This is a genomic window from Loktanella sp. 3ANDIMAR09 (assembly GCF_001420005.1).
Lineage (GTDB): Bacteria > Pseudomonadota > Alphaproteobacteria > Rhodobacterales > Rhodobacteraceae > Loktanella.
Map to the genome: position 1 here is coordinate 180,538 of NZ_LJAK01000002.1, position 19,069 is coordinate 199,606.

The following is a 19,069-nucleotide window of genomic DNA, read 5'->3' on the forward strand; positions in this document are numbered from 1 at the left end:
CGCGACGGCACAGCGTCGCAAGCGTCATTCTTTTGACCTTTTGCCCCGGTGGGTTTCGTGCAATACGGCACCGCCAAACGACCCTATCAGGAGAGACCGTGATGGAGATTCGCGAGGCACTGACTTTTGATGATGTTCTGCTGGTTCCGGCAGCGTCATCCGTACTGCCTTCGACGGCAGACACCCGCACCTACGTCACCCAGTCGATCAGCCTGAACATCCCGCTGTTGTCGTCCGCCATGGACACCGTGACAGAAGGCCGCATGGCGATCGCGATGGCCCAAGCGGGCGGCATGGGGATCGTACACAAGAACCTGGATATCGAGGCGCAGGCCCGCGAAATCCGACAGGTCAAACGGTTCGTATCGGGGACGGTCTACAACCCCGTGACACTGCGCCCCGACCAGACGCTGGCCGATGCCAAGGCGCTGATGGAACGCTACCGCGTCACGGGATTTCCGGTGGTCAACGAAAACGGATTGGTCGTCGGGATCGTCACGAACCGCGACATGCGATTTGCGAGCGATGACAGCACGCCTGTCAGCGTGATGATGACCTCTGATGATCTGGCCATGCTGCAAGAGCCCGCCGATCTGGACGAGGCACGGTCGCTGATGCAGGCCCGCCGCATCGAAAAACTGCTGATCACGGACGCAAAGGGCAAACTGACGGGCCTGTTGACCCTCAAGGACAGCGAACAGGCGGTGCTGAACCCCTCGGCTTGCAAGGATGATCTGGGACGTTTGCGTGTGGGTGCTGCGACGGGGGGCGGGGATTCTGGTTTTGAACGGTCTGCGGCGCTGATCGATGCGGGCGTCGACCTGATCGTCGTGGATACGGCACACGGCCACTCTGAGGGTGTGTCCAAGGCGGTCGAGCGGATCAAGGCGCTGTCGAACCAGGTGCAGGTTGTGGCTGGCAATGTCGCCACTGGCGAGGCGACCCGCGCGCTGATCGGTGCCGGTGCCGATGCGGTCAAGGTGGGCATCGGTCCGGGTTCGATCTGCACCACGCGCATGGTCGCTGGCGTGGGCGTGCCGCAGTTGACGGCCATCATGGATTGCGCCGGTGCGGCGGGTGATGTGCCAGTGATCGCCGACGGCGGGATCAAGTTTTCGGGCGATTTTGCCAAGGCGATTGCCGCAGGGGCGTCCTGTGCAATGGTCGGATCGATGATTGCAGGCACCGACGAGTCCCCCGGCGAGGTCATCCTGTATCAGGGGCGGTCGTTCAAATCCTACCGCGGTATGGGGTCGCTTGGTGCGATGGCGCGCGGGTCTGCCGATCGCTATTTCCAAAAGGACGCGGCGAGCGACAAGCTGGTCCCCGAAGGCATCGAAGGTCAGGTGCCCTACAAGGGATCCGCCAGCGCGGTGGTCCATCAGCTTGTCGGTGGTCTGCGGGCCGCGATGGGCTATACCGGCAACGCGACCGTCGCCGAAATGCGCAAGAACGCGCAATTCGTCAAGATTACGGGTGCCGGCCTGCGTGAAAGCCACGTCCATGACGTGCAGATTACGCGGGAATCCCCCAACTATCGCATCGGGTCCTGAGGGGGCCGTGACACCTGCCGCCAGATTTGCCGCAGCGATAGAGGTTCTGGACGACGTTTTCGCGGGGGCCCCCGCGGAACGGACCCTGACCACCTGGGCACGCAAGAACCGCTTTGCCGGGTCCAAGGACCGGGCGGCCATTCGTGATCACGTCTACGATGTGCTGCGGGCCAGGCGGTCTCTCTGCGCGGCCGGTGGCGAAACCACCGCCCGTGCGGCGATCCTGGGGCTGCTGCGCCGCGACGGCATCCCGGTGGACAGCGTGTTCGGGGCTGGCGGCTACGGTCCTGCGGCACTCTCGCCCGATGAGGTTGAACCGGTGCATCTGCCACAATCGGATGCCATATCGGCGGATTTGCCCGATTGGCTCTGGCCGCTGTGGCAAGCCTCGCTGGGTCAGGCAGCGATGGCCACAGCGCAACTGATGCGTCATCGTGCATCCGTCTATCTGCGGGTCAATCTGTCACGCGGCACGCGAGATGAGGCGATCGCCGCATTGGCACGCGACGGTATTGTGTCCAAACCTGTGGATCAGGTGAAGACCGCAATCGAAGTCATTGAAAACGAACGCAAGGTTGCGGGTTCATCTGCCTTTGCCTCTGGCCTGGTCGAGGTGCAGGACACCGCATCGCAAATCGCTATGGCGCAGCTGTTGCCCGTGGTAGGTCGCCGGGTGCTGGACTATTGCGCAGGCGGCGGTGGCAAGGCCCTCGCGTTGGCAGATCAAACCGATGCGGCCGTCTATGCGCATGACATTGATCCGGCACGCATGGCGGATATTGCCCCGCGCGCGCTGCGGGCGGGGGTGCAGGTCACAACGCTGCGACAGACCGACCTGATACGCCACGCGCCCTATGATCTGGTGCTTTGCGATGCGCCCTGTTCGGGCAGCGGCACATGGCGGCGCACGCCGGATGCGAAATGGCGGCTGACACCGCAGGATCTGGACCGGTTCAGCGTCATGCAGGCCGAGGTCTTGGAAAATGCCAAACCGTTTGTCGCACAGGGCGGGACACTGGCCTACGCGACCTGTTCGGTGCTGAATTCGGAAAACGACGCGGTGGTTGATGCGTTCCTGCGGAAGAACAGCGATTTCCGCAGGCAAGAGAGCCTCAGGCTGTTGCCGCGCGCCGAACATGACGGTATCTTTCTGACCACACTCCTCAAAATTCAACCTTGAGGAGAATTGATCGGTTTTAACGCCCTGTTTACCGTTTCCTCCGTAGGGTCGTCTTTGAAGTCAAAGCGCGTGCGGGAGGGAATTTGCGTCAGACCATCTTTAGTTTCCCGGTCTCGCCAACGCGGCAGTCTCAGGCGATATGGCTGCTGTCTGCGCTTGCAGCGGCTTGCGGCATGTTTGGCCTGTTTGCCGGTGATCACGCCATACGTTTGACGGCGATTTTCGCTGGCATCTTGTTGATGTTGATGGCGTTTTTGACCCATAGGCGTGGCGCGCGCACCGTTCGGGGGGGTGATGCGGACATCAGCCCCTTGCGCCGCGTGATGCAGACCATGCTGCTCTACGATGGTGATATCGCCTTTTTGACCACTGCGGACGGGGACATCCTGTATCGCAATCCCGCCGCCATCACGCGGTTTGGGGATATCCTCGACGGTCATCTGGCCTCTGCGATCGGGCAGATTGTCGCGACACCTGACCTGCTGCTGGCGCAAATGCGCGAACAGGCCGCGGCATACGGTGCCGCGACCCAAGACGTCGCGACGCGCACCGGGCAATACCGGCTGACCCACATGATGATCGAACCCGATCTGGCGATGTGGCGGTTGAACGATCAGGGGCGCAACAGTCAGTCCCTGGGCCGCGCTGCCGATATGCTGACCTTGCCGATGCTGACCGCCGGTCCATCGGACGCGGTTTTGTATATGAACGAGGTTTTTCGCAAGCGTTTGGGAAACAGGCCAAAATCGCTCTCGGAAATCTTTGGTTCGACGCCGCCGATCAGCGGTCGCGCCTGCGAGGTCAGGACCACCGCTGGTCCGCAGACCTTTGTCGCCGGTGTGGTCGACAGGACCGCACAGCGCCGCGAGATTTACCTCTTGCCGACGGCGCGTGACGCGATGGGTCTGACGGGCACGGTGGGTCTGTCTGCCGGATGGGACGAAATCGAAGACCTGCCGGTTCCACTCCTCAAGATTTGCCGTGAGGGCGTGATCACGGCGTCAAACCGCCAGGCCCGCATCCTCTTGGGGTTCGAAAACAACGATGAACGCAGGGTTCAGGATGTGCTGGACGGGCTGGGTCGACCGATTTCGGACTGGATCAAGGAGGCGATCGCCGGGCAGGGCGGGCATGTGTCGCAATTCCTGCGGGGGCGCGGTGAAAATCAGGAAACCTTTGTGCAGGTGACCCTCAATATCGCCGATGGTCCCGAGGGGCGGCATCTGATTGCCGTTCTCAATGATGTAACCGAACTCAAAACCCTCGAAGCGCAATTCGTACAAAGTCAGAAAATGCAGGCCATCGGTCAGCTAGCCGGTGGCGTTGCGCATGATTTCAACAATTTGCTGACGGCCATATCGGGGCATTGCGACCTCTTGCTGCTGCGCCATGACGCGGGTGACCATGATTATGGCGACCTTATCCAGATCCATCAGAACGCGAATCGTGCAGCCAGCCTTGTGGGCCAGCTTTTGGCGTTTTCCCGTAAACAGAACCTGCAGCCAGAACGGATCGACCTGCGCGATACCCTGTCTGACCTGACCCATTTGCTGAACCGTCTGGTCGGCGAGAGGGTGAGCCTTGTGCTTGAACATGATCCCGATCTGGCGGCGATCAAGGCGGACAAGCGGCAGCTGGAACAGGTCATGATGAACCTGGTGGTCAACGCGCGCGATGCGATGCCGCAGGGCGGGGAAATCCGCATCGTCACGGAAAACAGGCAGCTGGATGTGCCGTTGGTGCGGGGCAATGTGTCCGTCCCGCCGGGGGCATATGTGGTGGTTCGCGTCATCGACGAAGGCTGTGGCATCATGCCCGAACGCCTGCCCAAGGTGTTCGAGCCATTCTATACGACCAAACGCACGGGCGAGGGGACCGGACTGGGGCTGTCGACGGTATACGGGATCGTGAAACAGACCGGGGGATTCATATTCGCCCATAGTGAGGTTGGCAGCGGCACCGAATTTGAAATGCTGTTCCCCAGCCAGACCCGTCCCGTCGCCGACACGCGCCGCCCTCCCGGCAGGGCGGGTGACCCGCCCATCACCCAAGGCAGCGGCGTGGTCCTGCTGGTCGAGGACGAGGCACCGGTCAGGGCATTCGCCTCGCGGGCCTTGCGGCTGCGTGGATACACGGTGATCGAGGCCGATTGTGCAGAGGCTGCGCTGGACCTGTTGTCCGACCCGGACCTCAAGGTGGATTTGTTCCTGTCAGATGTCATCATGCCAGGACTGGACGGTCCGACCTGGGTCAAACAGGCGCGTGTCGCGCGACCCGATACCAAGGTCATCTTTGTTTCAGGCTACGCCGAGGATGCGTTCAACGCGGACAACGACCGAATCGCAAATGCGGTTTTCCTGCCAAAGCCATTTTCGCTGAACGCGCTGACCGAAACCGTGCAGGCGCAATTGCTGCATTGATGTAGCCGTGCGCCTTAGCCCTGACGTTCGAGTGTCATAAGTTGGCAGGCGCACCCGGTCAGCGCAGCATAGTCGTCTTCGATGATCGTGACCGAGAAATTCGACATGAAACCGGCAAATCGGCCCTTGTCGCGGAACGCATCACCAAATCCGTATTGCGCCAGATAGGGGCCAAAGGCCCGTGCGACACCCCCTGCGAGGTAGACCCCGCCGAACGGGAGCTGGATCAGCGACAGGTTGCCGGCAACCGTTCCCAGGATACGGACGAAAATACGGGCGGCGGCGGCGGCGCGTGGATCACTGCCATCGGCCAAGGCCGTCATGATCTCTTGTGCGAGGATCTCTTTGCGATCGTCCGCCTCTTGGCCAAGAAAGGCATAGACCCGCTCCAGCCCGCGGCCTGACAAAACGTCCTCGACCGCGGGAAATCCATGCGCGTTGGACACGAACTGGCACAGGCGCAACTCTTGTTCGGTGCGGATCGGCAGGTTGGCGTGGCCGCTCTCGGATGCTGTGACGATGCGGCCCTGATCCGTTTCAAAGACCGGTGCTGCGTTGAAACCTGTCCCGACGCCGATCACCAGTTTGGTCGCCTTGGGACCGGCCTCGGCACCGGTCAGGACCTGCCGCAGGTTTTCGTGCGCGATATGCCCGAGCGCATGACCCTGCGCCTGCAAATCGTTCAGGATGGCGACCTTTTCCGACCGGCTGGCATGCGCCAACGTTTCGGTATCGATCGTCCAGTCCAGATTCGTCATGGCGGCACGACCGTCACGCACTGGCCCCGCGACGGCGACGCAGGCGGCATAGGCATCCACGTCGCCTTCGTCCTCGCAGTAGCGGCGGATCACGCTTTCAAGGCCGGTGAAATCGACATTGCGATAGCGCCGCACGGTCGCGGGCAACACATCCGCGCCCTGGGCCAGCGCAATGCGCGTGTTGGTCCCGCCGATATCGGCGACCAGGTTGTAACTGTTGGCCTGTCGTGTGCTCATGAATTGTCCTGCCGTGCGATCGCGGATTTCAGCGCGTGGTAGGATGATTTTGGCGTGCGGTCCAGCGTATCGAAATCGACATGGACCAACCCGAACCGTTTTTCGTAGCCAAAGGCCCATTCGTAGTTGTCCAGCAACGACCAGTAAAAGAACCCCTGAAGGTTCACGCCGTCATTCACGGCCCCCTGCATGGCCTGCAGGTGCAGATCGATGAAATCGGTCCGCGCGTCATCTGCATGATCAGGCTCTTCGGGCCAGGCCATGCCGTTTTCGGTCACGAAAATCGGCAGATCACCCACGTAATCACGCGCCATGCGCGTCAGGGTGCGGTGCAGGCCCTCGGGATAGATTTCCCAATCCATCTGTGTCTTGGTCAGCGGTCCGGCGATCTGGCGGGTGCCGGGCCAGGGCGCGCCATCCGCGGCCGCGCCGATCAATCCGCGTGTATAATAATTGACGCCCAGAAAATCGATTGGCTGGCTGATTTCGTCCATGTGGTCCTGCCACCCCTGCGGCATGTGCGGCTCCAGCCCCGCGAGCGCCTCTTGGGGATAGCTGCCGCGTGTGACCGCCTCGATGAACCAGCGGTTATGCGTTGCATCCTGCGTTGCGGCAGCGGCGCGGTCGGCGGGGCTGTCGCTTGCGGGTTCGGTGGCCTCAAAGTTCAGGACGATGCCGCAGTTGTCCTGACCCATCTCGCGCAACCGGGTCATGGTGCGCCCGTGGGCGAGGTTCACGTGATGCATGGCGCGGGCCGTGGCGCGAATATCGCGCTGACCCGGCGCGTGGTGGCCCAGAAAATGTGACAGATAGCTGACACACCAGGGTTCGTTCAGGGTGGCGATGGAATGGACGCGGTCGCCGATCCGGCGCGTGATGACCTCGGCGTAGTCGGCCATCCAATCGGCCACGTCCGGGTTGGTCCAGCCGCCCAGATCGGCCAGCGCGGACGGCATTTCCCAATGATAAAGGGTCTGAAACGGCTTGAGTCCGCGCGCAAGGCAGCCGTCGACCAGGCGGTCATAGAAATCCAGCCCCTCTTGGTTTGGCGTGCCGCGTCCCTCGGGCAAAACCCGTGCCCAGCTGGTCGAGAATCGATAGGCGTCCATGCCGGCATCGCGCAGCAGGTCCAGGTCAGCATCCATCCGGTGATAATGGTCGCAAGCGATGGCACCGTTTTCGCAGCCCACGACATTCCCCGGAGTGGCCGAAAAAGTGTCCCAGTGCGTGGATCCCGCCCCGCCAAAGCTGTGGCCCTCGATCTGATAGGCGGCGGTTGCAGCCCCGAATACGAAATCTTGCGGGAAATCCTGTCGGGTCAGTTTCATCGGGGCCTCCGGTTATTGGGTTGTTCAAATCAAGCGGCATCACACAGCCGATGGCAAGCCACAAGGCCTGCGGGGCGTTGCCAATTGCACGGTCCAACGCTAGTCGGTGTGAAACGTTATCGCTACCAGAAACCGGGGGACCGTCAGACATGACCGCCGACAATGCACCACGTATGGACAACGCAGCAAACCCCGACTGGTGGCGCGGCGCGGTCATCTACCAGATCTATCCGCGCAGCTTTCAGGACAGCAACGGCGATGGTGTCGGCGATTTGCTGGGAATCGTGAACCGGATCCCCTACATCGCGTCTCTGGGCGTCGACGCGATCTGGATTTCGCCATTCTTTACCTCACCGATGAAGGATTTCGGCTACGACGTCAGCGATTATTGCGACGTGGACCCGATGTTCGGTAGCATCGCGGATTTCGATGCGGTGGTTGAAACCGCCCACCGGTTCGGCATCCGCGTGATGATCGACCTCGTGCTCAGCCACACGTCCGACCAACACCCGTGGTTCAAGCAAAGCGCATCCGACCGCAGCAACGACAAATCGGACTGGTACGTCTGGTCGGATCCCAAGCCCGACGGCACAGCACCCAACAACTGGCTGTCAATCTTTGGTGGCAGTGCCTGGCAGTGGTCGTCGCGACGCGAGCAGTATTACCTGCACAATTTCCTGACCAGCCAACCCGACCTGAACTTTCACAATCCAGATGTGCAGACTGCCCTGCTGGATGTGGCGCAATTCTGGCTGCACCGCGGGGTGGATGGTTTCCGCCTGGATACGATCAACTTTTACACCCATGACGCCGAACTGCGCGACAATCCGCCCCTGCCCAAGGAAAAGCGCAACGCCACGATTGCGCCGGCGGTGAACCCTTACAACCATCAAGAACACCTCTACGACAAGAACCGGCCCGAAAACCTCGACTTCTTGCGCAAGTTGCGCGCGGTCATGCAGCCCTTTGGCGCAGCCGCCGTGGGCGAGGTGGGCGATGCGCAGCGCGGGCTGGAAATCATGGGCGAATACACCCGCGGCGATGACCTGATGCAGATGTGCTATGCGTTCGAATTCCTGGCGGCCGACCAGCCGACTGCGCAGCGGGTGGTCGAGGTAATGCAGCAGGTCGACGAGGTCGCATCCGACGGTTGGGCCTGCTGGGCGTTTTCCAACCACGACGTCGTGCGCCACGCCACGCGATGGAACCTTTCGCCTGCCGCCCAGCGGATGTTCGCGACCATGATCATGTGTCTGCGGGGATCGGTCTGCATCTACCAGGGCGAAGAGCTGGGCCTGCCCGAGGCCGACGTCGCGTACGAAGAGTTGCAGGACCCCTACGGCATAGAATTCTGGCCGGAATTCAAGGGCCGCGATGGATGTCGCACCCCGATGGTCTGGGATGACGCCGAACATAACGCAGGTTTCTCGTCCAAGCCGGTGACGTGGCTGCCGGTGGCGTCCGAGCACCGCAATCTGGCCGTGGCCGGGCAGGAACGTGATCCCGGGGCGATCTTGCACCATTATCGGCGCGCCATTTCGTTCCGGCATCACAACCGCGCGCTGCGGGTCGGGACGCACGACGGGCTGAAATCGTCGGGCAACGTGGTCTATTTCACGCGGACCGACGGCGATCAGACGATTTTCTGCGTATTCAACATTTCCGATCAGCAAAGCGTGTTTGACATGCCAAAGGGCGACTGGCGCACCATCGGATCGGAACTGGGCAGTGCGAATGTGTCCGATGACGGCAAATTGCACCTCGGACCCTGGCAGGTCTGCATGGCGCTGGACAAGTCGGGCCGCTAGGGCCCGCCGATTTTTCGCGAAAAATCGGGCCGTTCCAAATTTTCGCGAAAATTTGGGGCATCAGAACAACAGACGGACAGCACCCGGGTGGCATATGATGACCAGATGCCACCCAGTTTCGATAAGGTGAAACCCGCGTTTGCGCACCTCTTCCTCGAAACGGGGGCGACCGATTTCCCGTTCGACCCAGTCGATGCGGCGGCGAATGACGCCACCGGTCCGGACTGATTTTGCGGCAAATACCTGATCAATCCAGGCGTCGGGTGCGGTGATGCGGGTCATTTCTATCATGACCCGCACCCTGCACCCCAAGCGGTAAAGCCCGTGTTAATTGCGGCGACGACGTCCTGTACGTGCGCGACCTTCGCCCTCTTTGACGGGGGCGCGATTGAACCGGATCCATTCACCGCCAGAAGGGTCGTTGTCGGTCAGGAAATTGGCGGCGCGGATCGCCTCCATTTCCGATCCCGCACGCGGTTTCGTGGACCCAAGGCCGGTCAGGGTCGCCAGCAGTTCGGGGTCGATATCGGCAGGCACGATAATGCCGGCTGCCGCCAGCGCATCCAGTTTTTCCTGCAATTTCTTGGGCCCGACGGGCAGGGCGACCGGGTTCATGATCGCGCTGGTCATGCCCGACGCGATTGCCATCGGCAGAAACGCGTTGTTGATGCCGTGCCGGTTGGGCAGGCCAAAGCTGATGTTGGATGCGCCACAGGTCGTGTTGACGCCCAGTTCCTCGCGCAGGCGACGCACCAGCTTAAAGACCTGCAAACCGGCCGTCGACATTGCACCGATCGGCATGACCAAAGGGTCGACCACGATGTCATGGGCGGGAATGCCGAAATCGGCGGCGCGTTCCACGATCTTTTTCGCAACGGCAAAACGGACCTCCGGGTCCTCGGAGATGCCAGTGTCGTCGTTTGAGATCGCCACGACGGGCACATTGTATTTCTTGACCAGCGGCAGCACCAGTTCCAGTCGTTCTTCCTCGCCGGTGACAGAGTTCAGCAGCGGGCGGCCCTCGGCCTCGGCCAGACCGTTTTCCAGCGCACCGGGGACAGAGCTGTCGATGCACAGCGGCAGATCGGTGACGCGCTGCACGCAGGCGATCAGCTGTTTCATCAGCATCGGTTCGACAAAGTTGTTGTCGGCGTAGCGGGGATCTTCGGCCATCTTGTTGGAAAAGACGGCCCCCGAATTGACGTCCAGCACGTTGGCCCCGGCCAGGGCCTGCGCGATGGCGTCCGCCTCGACCCGGCTGAAATCGTCGCGTTCCAGTTCTTCGGCGAGGATCTTGCGCCCGGTGGGATTGATCCGTTCGCCAATGACGCAGAACGGCTGGTCAAATCCGATGATGGCGGTTTTGGTTTTCGATTCGATAACGGTGCGGGTCATGCGATGTCTTCCTGTGGGTTGGCTGGCACGGCAGAGGTGCCGCCATGGGTCATGGCCCATGTAGCATTGGTCTTGATCCCGCCAAGCGGGAAGAAGTGGACGTTGGTGATGTTGAAATCGGGGTGCGCGGCCTTGTGAGCGGCAAGCGCGGAAACCACCTCGTCCGGTTCATAGGGCAACAACAGCTTGGTCACGTCGGCGGCACGCTTTTGCAGCACCTTGAGCGATGGGCCGACACCGCAGGCGATGGCGAATTTGATCATTGTTTGCAGCTTGGCGGGGCCTGCGATGCCGATGTGGATCGGTAGCGTGATACCGGCCTGTTTGAGGCTGTCAGCCCAGGCGATGATGGGCTCCGCGTCAAAACAGAACTGCGTTGCAATCGCCATCTGCGCGTCCGTGCGGGACTGGAAATCGTTTTTCCAGCGCAGTGCCGCATCCACCTGGGTCTGGGTGCCGTCGGTGTCGATATCGCGGTTCCCCTCGGGGTGGCCGGCCACATGCAGACGGGTGAAACCCGCCTGATCGAACAGGCCCGTTTCCATCAACTGCATGGAATCGCTGAAATCACCCTGCGGGGTTGCGACACCACCGGCCAGCAGCAGCGCCTGACGCACGTCCGCCTCGCCCTGATAACGCGCGATCCAGTCCGCCAGCGTGGCCCGGTCCTTGATGATGCGGGCGGGAAAATGCGGCATCACGGCATAGCCGTCGGCATTCAGACGTTTTGCCGTCGCGACCATGTCCTCGATCGGCGTGCCGTCGATATGGGCGATATAGACCCGGGTGCCGGCAGGCAAAAGCTGCGTGAAATCCGCGACCTTTTCCGCGGTACGGGGCATCACCTCGATCGAATAGTCGGCAAGCAAGGCCGCGACGGCCGGGACCGGCGTCGGCACGGCGGGTTCAGGCTTGCGCTTGAGAAAGGGAAGGAGGGACACGGCGGTTTCCTTTAATCGGTTTGACAGGGGGCGGGGCGGCGTCATGCCCAGCCGTCGGTTGCGATCAGTGCGCGCAGGCGGTCTGCGGTATATTCGGCATCAAGGCGCGCGGCCTCGGCCTGAGCGACGGCGGCATCATCACCTGGAACGCTGTAGGGGTCGCCACGGCGCATACCTGCAAGGTAGTCGTCGGTGCCTGCGGCCCCCGACTTCATCGCGGCCCGGTCGATTGCCTGTTCAAAGCGTTCCGGCAATTGCACCTTTTGGGCCTTGCGACCACGGCCGACCATGACCTGTGCTGGCATATCGCGCCAATAGATAATCGTGACGTCCGGCATGATCCTGATCCTTTGTTCGCAATTCGCGTTCTAACATTCCGCACGACGTGCCGCGGCCTGTTTTCGACACAACCGCACCCTGTCGCGACGGGTATCGCAACTGTCGCCCGCACGCGCCAGACCGGCGGACGCCAGAAACCCACATGATTATGGTGAAGGGACCTCATGTCGCTTGCGTGGGGCGGCGTCAGGGCCTACCTTGGAGACAACTCGAAATCGGAGGGCGTGACGATGGCGCCCATGCGTCCCCATGGTGCGGGCGCGTTCCCCAAAGCGGTCGTAACCCCCGCGCCAAATGCCCCGGACCCTGCGCAGCTCTATGCGGCGCTGGATCTGGGAACAAATTCCTGTCGGATGCTGATTGCCCAGCCAAAGGGCAGCCAGTTTCACGTGATCGACAGTTTTTCCAAGTCCGTCCAGCTGGGGCAGGGCCTCGAAAGTAGTGGGAAACTGTCGCGTGCGTCGATGAACCGCACAATCCAGGCCATGCGGATCTGTCGGCAAAAACTGGAACGCCACGGCGTCAAACGGATGCGTCTGGTCGCGACAGAGGCCTGTCGGCGTGCGCGCAACGGGGCCAATTTCATCGCACAGGTCCGGCGCGAAACGGGGTTGCAGCTGGAAATCATCAAGCCCGAAGAAGAAGCGCGGCTGGCCGTGATTTCCTGCGCGCCACTGGTCAGCACCAAGACCGAACAGCTGCTGGTTGTCGATATCGGCGGGGGGTCGACCGAACTGGTCTGGATCGACATCAGTCATGTCCCCGCACGCGAACGCCCGCGGGCGATCATGCGGCTGCACGCAGGGTTTGTCGCGGATCCCGGCCCCTTTGCCGCGGCCAAGGTGGTGGACTGGATTTCCGTGCCGCTGGGCGTGGCCACGCTGCGCGATCAATTCGCGGATGTGGATGACGACGCCGCACGTTTCGCCCTGATGAGCTGGTTTTTCGAGGAAAACCTGTCGGATTTCGCGCCCTCTGCTGCGGAACAGGCACGTGACGGTTTCCAGATCATCGGCACCAGCGGCACTGTCACCACGGTCGCTGCCTCGCATCTGGGGTTGAAACGGTATGACCGGACCAAGGTGGACGGTCTGCGCATGACGTCGGACCAGATCGATGCGGTCATCCGCGGCTATCTGAAGCTGGGTCCTGACGGCCGGCGGGATGATCCGCGTATCGGGCGCGACCGGCAGGCGCTGATCATGTCTGGGGCCGCGATCCTGCAGGCGCTGATGCGGCTGTGGCCGACGGACCGTCTGTCGGTCGCGGATCGCGGACTGCGCGAGGGGTTGCTTTATGCGCAGATGTCGGCAGATGGGGTGCTGGAAGACGCCCCCTACTGAAGGGGCCGATTTTTCTGCGAAAAATCGGGGGCCCCGGCCCACGGCAATGAGTAGGACGCGACGATGGCGAACAAACCAACAAAGAATTCATCCGGGCGGGGTCAGCGGGACCTGACGGTCAAGGTCAAATCCGCACGCGGCAGGTCCACGTCGTCGACCCGCTGGCTGCAACGCCAGCTGAACGACCCTTATGTCAAGAAGGCCAAGGCCGAGGGGTATCGCGGTCGGGCGGCCTACAAGATCCTCGAGCTGGACGACAAGTTCCGCTTTCTCGTGCCCGGTGCGCGTGTGGTCGATCTGGGCTGCGCCCCCGGCGGCTGGTGTCAGGTTGCCGCCCGCCGGGTGAATGCTCTGGGCGACCGCACGTCGAAATCCGTGGGAACCGTGCTGGGAATTGACCTGCAAGAGGTCGAACCGGTGGCAGGGGCCACGATTTATCAGCTGGATTTTCTGGACGAGGGCGCGGATGCGCAGGTCAAGGCATGGCTGGGCGGTTCCGCAGACGTCGTGATGTCCGACATGGCGGCAAGCGCATCGGGCCACAAACAGACCGACCATCTGCGCATCATTTCATTGTGCGAGGCGGCGGCCTATTTCGCGTTCGACGTGTTGGAAGAAGGCGGCACCTTCGTGGCCAAGGTGCTGGCTGGTGGCGCAGAAGGGAACCTGCAAAAGCTGCTCAAATCGCGGTTCACCAAGGTCGCCAACGTCAAACCGCCCGCGTCGCGGTCCGACAGTTCGGAAAAATTCGTCGTGGCCACCGGGTTCAAGGGTCAGATCAGCGACTGACGCCCGGCCATGTCCCACACCTCGAATTCGATGCTGCGTTTTTCGCGCAGCTTGGCCTCGACCGCAGGGCTGAGAGGGGTGGGTTTGCTGGGCGAGACGTTCAATCGCTTGAGGTCGAGCGTGACGTCCAGCCGTGCCTCGAGAAAGGCGATCAGCAGGCTCTGATCCTCGTAGCGGAACAGGTGGTCGATCCCCATGTTGCCATCACCATCCAGCACGAATTTGGCCTGAGACCCGACATTCGCGAAATCGGCAGGCTTGCCCTTGCAGTATTCCAGCACGAAATCGTCGAAACTGATGTCGCGCGTGCTGTTGGGGTGTCCGATCAGATCATCGCGCGACCTGTAGCGATACCAGCTGCCCAGCCAATCGACCGGATCGCGGACCACGGCCATGATCTCGGGCTCCTTGCCACCGGCCTGCACGAACAGCGGTTTGAAAAAACGGCGATAGCGGTACACGGGCGCGTGTTTGATCTGGGGCGGGTCGCGCATCACCATCGCGGCCTTGGGGGCAAGCGCGCCCTCGATGGCGGTGGTGCCGGTTTTCGGCACCGCGAGGAACACCAGATTCTGTTTCCAAAACACGAGCATGGCTGCCCTCCGCTGATCAGGTCCGAAATAATCCTACGCCATGCACGAAGTATTAACCACCATCCACACAATCTGAGGCTGTTGATAAAGAGATTGCAATGTTCTTGTTTCGGTCCCATATAGGGTGACGAGAACACAATAAGAACAAAGAGCGGTGATTGCCGCTGTTTCAGGTACGTGACATAAGGACGAAACTCATGGCAACGGCAGAACTCCTCAAAATGGCTGACAAGAAAACCGCCGACAAGCAAAAGGCACTCGATAGCGCGCTGGCACAGATCGAACGGCAGTTCGGCAAAGGGTCGATCATGACCCTGGGCGGCAAGAATCAGATGCCTGACATCGAGGCGACAAGCACCGGTTCGCTGGGGCTGGACATCGCCCTGGGGATCGGCGGTCTGCCCAAGGGGCGGATTATCGAAATCTACGGGCCGGAATCATCGGGCAAGACGACGCTGACACTGCACACCCTCGCGGAAGAGCAGAAAAAGGGCGGTGTTTGCGCATTTGTCGATGCCGAACACGCGCTGGACCCGCAATACGCGAAAAAGCTGGGCGTCAATCTGGACGAGCTGCTGATTTCGCAGCCTGACACCGGTGAACAGGCGTTGGAAATCGTCGATACGCTGGTGCGGTCGGGTGCGGTCAGCCTTGTGGTTGTCGACTCGGTTGCGGCGCTGACACCGAAATCCGAACTTGAGGGTGACATGGGCGACAGCAGCGTGGGCGTCCACGCCCGCCTGATGAGCCAGGCCATGCGCAAGCTGACAGGGTCGATCAACCGGTCCGGTTGCATGGTGATCTTTATCAACCAGATCCGCATGAAAATCGGCGTCATGTTCGGCTCGCCCGAAACGACGACGGGTGGCAACGCTCTGAAATTCTACGCATCGGTACGTCTGGATATCCGCCGCATCGGCGCGCTCAAGGATCGCGATGAGGTGGTGGGCAACGCCACCCGCGTCAAGGTCGTCAAAAACAAGGTTGCACCGCCGTTCAAACAGGTGGAATTCGACATCATGTACGGCGAGGGCATTTCCAAGATGGGCGAGCTTCTCGATCTGGGCGTCAAGGCCGGGATCGTCGAGAAATCGGGTGCCTGGTTCAGCTATGGCGATGAACGCATCGGTCAGGGGCGTGAAAACTCCAAGACGTTCCTCAAGGAAAATCCGGCAATCGCAATGGAAATCGAGGACAAGATCCGTGCGTCGCACGGGCTCGACTTTGGTGCCTCTGGCGGATCGGACGACGACGATCTGGTCGAAATGTAGGACCCTGGTCACCGGCATGACTGGACGTGTGGATGATAAACACGGACAGGACAGCGAACAGGGCGTGCACTGCGGTGCGCGCCCTGTTTTGTCTTTGGGGTTATTGCTGGACCCTTGGGCTGTGGGGGGCTATTTCAGGCGCAACCTGTTGATCCGAAAGCGCCCGATATGACCTCTCTTGCCGATATCCGCTCTACCTTTTTGAATTACTACGGCCGCCAGAACCACGAGGTCGTGGCCTCCAGCCCGCTGGTGCCGCGCAATGATCCGACGTTGATGTTCACCAACTCGGGCATGGTGCAGTTCAAGAACCTGTTCACTGGTCTGGAAAATCGCGATTACCAGCGCGCGACCTCTGCTCAGAAATGCGTGCGCGCAGGCGGCAAGCACAATGATCTGGACAATGTCGGATACACCGCGCGGCACCATACGTTTTTCGAGATGCTCGGGAATTTCAGCTTTGGCGATTATTTCAAGGATGACGCCATCGCATTTGCCTGGGAGTTGCTGACCCGTGATTTCGGTCTGAACAAGGACAAGTTGCTGGTCACGGTCTATCACACCGATGACGAGGCCGCCGATATCTGGAAAAAAGTCGGCGGTTTCAGCGATGATCGCATCATTCGCATTCCAACCGACGACAACTTTTGGCGCATGGGCCCGACTGGTCCCTGCGGCCCCTGCACCGAGATTTTCTACGACCACGGTGACCACATCTGGGGCGGCCCTCCGGGCAGCGCAGAAGAGGACGGTGACCGGTTCATCGAGATCTGGAACCTTGTGTTCATGCAGAACGAACAGTTCGAGGACGGCACAATGCGGCCGCTGGACATGCAGTCGATCGACACGGGCATGGGCCTTGAACGTATCGGTGCGCTGCTGCAGGGCAAGCATGACAACTATGACACTGACCTGATGCGCGCCCTGATCGAGGCGTCGGCCCATGCGACCAGCAGCGATCCCGATGGTCCGGGCAAGGTGCACCACCGTGTCATCGCAGACCATCTGCGGGCCACGTCATTCCTGATCGCCGAAGGCGTGCTGCCCAGCAACGAAGGACGCGGCTACGTGCTGCGTCGGATCATGCGCCGTGCCATGCGTCATGCGCATCAACTGGGTGCTGCCGATCCGCTGATGCACCGTCTGGTGCCTGCATTGGTGCAGGAAATGGGCGCGGCCTATCCCGAACTGGGGCAGGGCAAAGCGCTGATCGAAGAAACGCTCAAGAACGAAGAAGTCCGTTTCCGCCAGACCCTCGACCGTGGGTTGAAATTGCTGGACGATGAACTGGCACAACTGCCGGATGACGCGGACCTGCCGGGCGAAACCGCGTTCAAGCTTTATGATACTTACGGTTTCCCACTGGATCTGACGCAGGATGCACTGCGTGAAAAGGGCCGGGCCGTGAACACGGACGGGTTCGACAGCGCCATGGCCGCCCAAAAGGCAAAGGCGCGCGCCGCCTGGTCCGGCAGCGGCGAACAGGCCGATGCAAGCGTCTGGTTCGACATCGCAGACAAGTCCGGCACCACGGATTTTCTGGGCTACGAGACGCTGAATGCCGAAGGTCAGATCGCGGCGGTGATCGTCGATGGCGCACCTGCGGACACAGGGACCGGTGCTGTGCAGATCGTTCTGAACCAGACGCCGTTCTATGCCGAAAGCGGTGGCCAGGTCGGCGATGCAGGCACGCTGACAACCGAAACCGGGACCGTGCGGATCACAGATACGAAAAAGGTCGCCGGTGTTTTCATTCACATTGGTGACGTCACCACGGGCGAGGTCCGGCGCGGGCAGGCCGCTGTTCTGGCGGTCGATGCAGACCGGCGGGCCGATATTCAGGCCAACCATTCCGCAACCCACCTGCTGAACGAGGCGTTGCGCGACACGCTGGGCGATCATATCGCTCAACGTGGGTCCTTGAATGCGCCGGACCGTCTGCGGTTCGATTTCAGCCATCAAAAGGCGGTCGAGGCGGATGAACTTGCGGCGGTCGAACGCGCGGTCAACGCGATGATCCGCCAGAACACCACTGTGGAAACCCGGATCATGACGCCGGATGATGCCCGTGCGCTGGGTGCGCAGGCGCTGTTTGGCGAAAAATACGGCGACGAGGTGCGCGTGGTCTCGATGGGACGCAAACCGGGGTCCGGCAAGGGCGTCGATGGTCAGACTTATTCGCTGGAATTGTGCGGTGGCACCCACGTGAGCCGTCTGGGTCAGATCGGTGCCTTTGTGCTGTTGGGCGACAGTGCGTCCAGTGCTGGCGTGCGCCGGATCGAGGCGCTGACCGGGCAGGCCGCACTGGATCACCTGCGGACTCAGGATGCGGCATTGGCGCAGGCGGCGGCCGTGCTCAAGGTGCCGGCGGCGGATGTTGCATCACGGGTCAAGGCGCTGATGGATGAACGCAAGGCGCTGGCAAACGAAGTCGCGCAGCTGCGCCGCGATCTGGCGATGGGCGGCGGCAGATCCGCTGAGTCCGAAAGCGAGGTCGTGAACGGCATTCCGTTCATCGGGCAGGTCATGGCGGGCGTGTCGGGCAAGGATCTGCCCGCACTGATCGACCAATTCAAGGACCGCGCCGGTTCTGGCGTGGTGCTGCTGATCGCGGATGCGGGCGGCAAGGCGGCGGTTGCCGCCGGCGTCACGGCTGACCTGACGGACCGGGTGTCTGCCGTGGATGTGCTGCGTGCGGCTGTGGCTGAATTGGGCGGCAAGGGGGGCGGCGGCCGCCCCGACATGGCGCAGGGTGGCGGTGCCAGCATTGACAACGCCGAGGCCGCGCTGACCGCTGCAAGAACCATTCTGGAGGGCAAAGCATGAAAACCGCACTCTGGATTGCCCATGTCACGGTAACGGACGAGGAGTCCTATGCCAGATACGCGGCCCTCGCGACCGGGGCGATTGCGCATCATGGCGGGGTATTCCTTGCCCGTGGGGGGGACTACGAAACGCTGGAAGGGCCGGACCGGTCCCGCAACGTCGTGGCACGGTTTCCGTCGAAACAGGCGGCGCATGATTGCTACTATTCGGACGCGTACCAAGAAGCGTTGAGCCATGCCAAAGGTGCATCGGTGCGCGAGCTGAGCATCGTCGAAGAGCTGTGAACCC

At 61.6% G+C, this 19,069-nt stretch carries 16 protein-coding genes; 9 read left to right on the plus strand and 7 right to left on the minus strand.

Annotated elements, in window-relative coordinates:
* The first annotated feature begins 101 nt into the window (after window positions 1–101).
* From guaB to AN189_RS03740, 3 genes are all read left to right on the plus strand, one after another.
* Window positions 102–1,553, plus strand: a complete 1,452-nt coding sequence (gene guaB, locus AN189_RS03730; protein WP_056031247.1) for an IMP dehydrogenase — start codon at window positions 102–104, stop codon at window positions 1,551–1,553.
* Window positions 1,554–1,560: 7 nt separating this feature from the next.
* Entirely contained in the window at window positions 1,561–2,733 is a 1,173-nt protein-coding gene (locus AN189_RS03735) for an RsmB/NOP family class I SAM-dependent RNA methyltransferase (protein ID WP_056031250.1), read from the plus strand.
* Window positions 2,734–2,906: 173 nt separating this feature from the next.
* Entirely contained in the window at window positions 2,907–5,153 is a 2,247-nt protein-coding gene (locus AN189_RS03740; RefSeq protein ID WP_056031253.1) for an ATP-binding protein, read from the plus strand.
* A 14-nt stretch (window positions 5,154–5,167) separates the two neighbouring features.
* Here the strand turns inward: AN189_RS03740 and AN189_RS03745 are convergent, their stop codons facing one another.
* Together AN189_RS03745 and AN189_RS03750 are read right to left on the minus strand one after the other, a co-directional pair.
* Complete coding sequence (locus AN189_RS03745; protein WP_056031256.1) at window positions 5,168–6,148, minus strand: ROK family protein; 981 nt, start codon at window positions 6,146–6,148, stop codon at window positions 5,168–5,170.
* Window positions 6,145–7,476, minus strand: coding sequence for a GH1 family beta-glucosidase (locus AN189_RS03750; protein ID WP_056031259.1), 1,332 nt, complete (start codon window positions 7,474–7,476; stop codon window positions 6,145–6,147). The genes AN189_RS03745 and AN189_RS03750 overlap by 4 nt, the downstream gene beginning before the upstream one ends.
* Before the next feature lie 149 nt (window positions 7,477–7,625).
* Between AN189_RS03750 and AN189_RS03755 the strand changes: the two genes are divergently transcribed.
* Window positions 7,626–9,284 (plus strand): alpha-glucosidase, encoded by a 1,659-nt coding sequence (locus AN189_RS03755; RefSeq protein ID WP_056031262.1) that lies wholly within the window; start codon window positions 7,626–7,628, stop codon window positions 9,282–9,284.
* Between the two features lie 60 nt (window positions 9,285–9,344).
* Here the strand turns inward: AN189_RS03755 and AN189_RS03760 are convergent, their stop codons facing one another.
* Genes AN189_RS03760 through AN189_RS03775 form a run of 4 tightly spaced genes read right to left on the minus strand, consistent with a single transcriptional unit; the run spans window position 9,345 to window position 11,958 of the window.
* On the minus strand, window positions 9,345–9,575 hold the full coding sequence (locus tag AN189_RS03760; RefSeq protein WP_056031266.1) for a hypothetical protein: 231 nt from the start codon (window positions 9,573–9,575) through the stop codon (window positions 9,345–9,347).
* 36 nt (window positions 9,576–9,611) lie between these two features.
* Window positions 9,612–10,679 (minus strand): methyltetrahydrofolate cobalamin methyltransferase, encoded by a 1,068-nt coding sequence (locus AN189_RS03765; protein ID WP_056031269.1) that lies wholly within the window; start codon window positions 10,677–10,679, stop codon window positions 9,612–9,614.
* Window positions 10,676–11,665: a hypothetical protein gene (locus AN189_RS03770; protein WP_056031271.1), complete on the minus strand. Its 990-nt coding sequence runs from the start codon at window positions 11,663–11,665 to the stop codon at window positions 10,676–10,678. The genes AN189_RS03765 and AN189_RS03770 overlap by 4 nt, the downstream gene beginning before the upstream one ends.
* A complete protein-coding gene (locus AN189_RS03775) occupies window positions 11,662–11,958 on the minus strand; it encodes a virulence factor (RefSeq protein ID WP_056031273.1) in 297 nt (98 codons plus the stop codon). The genes AN189_RS03770 and AN189_RS03775 overlap by 4 nt, the downstream gene beginning before the upstream one ends.
* A gap of 231 nt (window positions 11,959–12,189) precedes the next feature.
* Between AN189_RS03775 and AN189_RS03780 the strand changes: the two genes are divergently transcribed.
* Together AN189_RS03780 and AN189_RS03785 are read left to right on the plus strand one after the other, a co-directional pair.
* A complete protein-coding gene (locus AN189_RS03780; RefSeq protein WP_056032114.1) occupies window positions 12,190–13,302 on the plus strand; it encodes a Ppx/GppA phosphatase family protein in 1,113 nt (370 codons plus the stop codon).
* 63 nt (window positions 13,303–13,365) lie between these two features.
* A complete protein-coding gene (locus AN189_RS03785; RefSeq protein ID WP_056031276.1) occupies window positions 13,366–14,091 on the plus strand; it encodes an RlmE family RNA methyltransferase in 726 nt (241 codons plus the stop codon).
* On the opposite strand, the gene AN189_RS03790 is transcribed toward AN189_RS03785, so the two are convergent.
* On the minus strand, window positions 14,076–14,684 hold the full coding sequence (locus tag AN189_RS03790; RefSeq protein WP_056031278.1) for a hypothetical protein: 609 nt from the start codon (window positions 14,682–14,684) through the stop codon (window positions 14,076–14,078). The genes AN189_RS03785 and AN189_RS03790 overlap by 16 nt on opposite strands.
* Window positions 14,685–14,881: 197 nt before the next feature.
* Between AN189_RS03790 and recA the strand changes: the two genes are divergently transcribed.
* The 3 genes from recA to AN189_RS03805 all read left to right on the plus strand — a co-directional run bounded on the left by recA (window position 14,882) and on the right by AN189_RS03805 (window position 19,065).
* A complete protein-coding gene (gene recA, locus AN189_RS03795; protein WP_056031281.1) occupies window positions 14,882–15,955 on the plus strand; it encodes a recombinase RecA in 1,074 nt (357 codons plus the stop codon).
* 168 nt (window positions 15,956–16,123) lie between these two features.
* Complete coding sequence (gene alaS, locus AN189_RS03800) at window positions 16,124–18,781, plus strand: alanine--tRNA ligase (RefSeq protein WP_056031284.1); 2,658 nt, start codon at window positions 16,124–16,126, stop codon at window positions 18,779–18,781.
* Window positions 18,778–19,065, plus strand: a complete 288-nt coding sequence (locus AN189_RS03805) for a DUF1330 domain-containing protein (RefSeq protein ID WP_056031287.1) — start codon at window positions 18,778–18,780, stop codon at window positions 19,063–19,065. The genes alaS and AN189_RS03805 overlap by 4 nt, the downstream gene beginning before the upstream one ends.
* The last annotated feature ends 4 nt before the right edge of the window (window positions 19,066–19,069 follow it).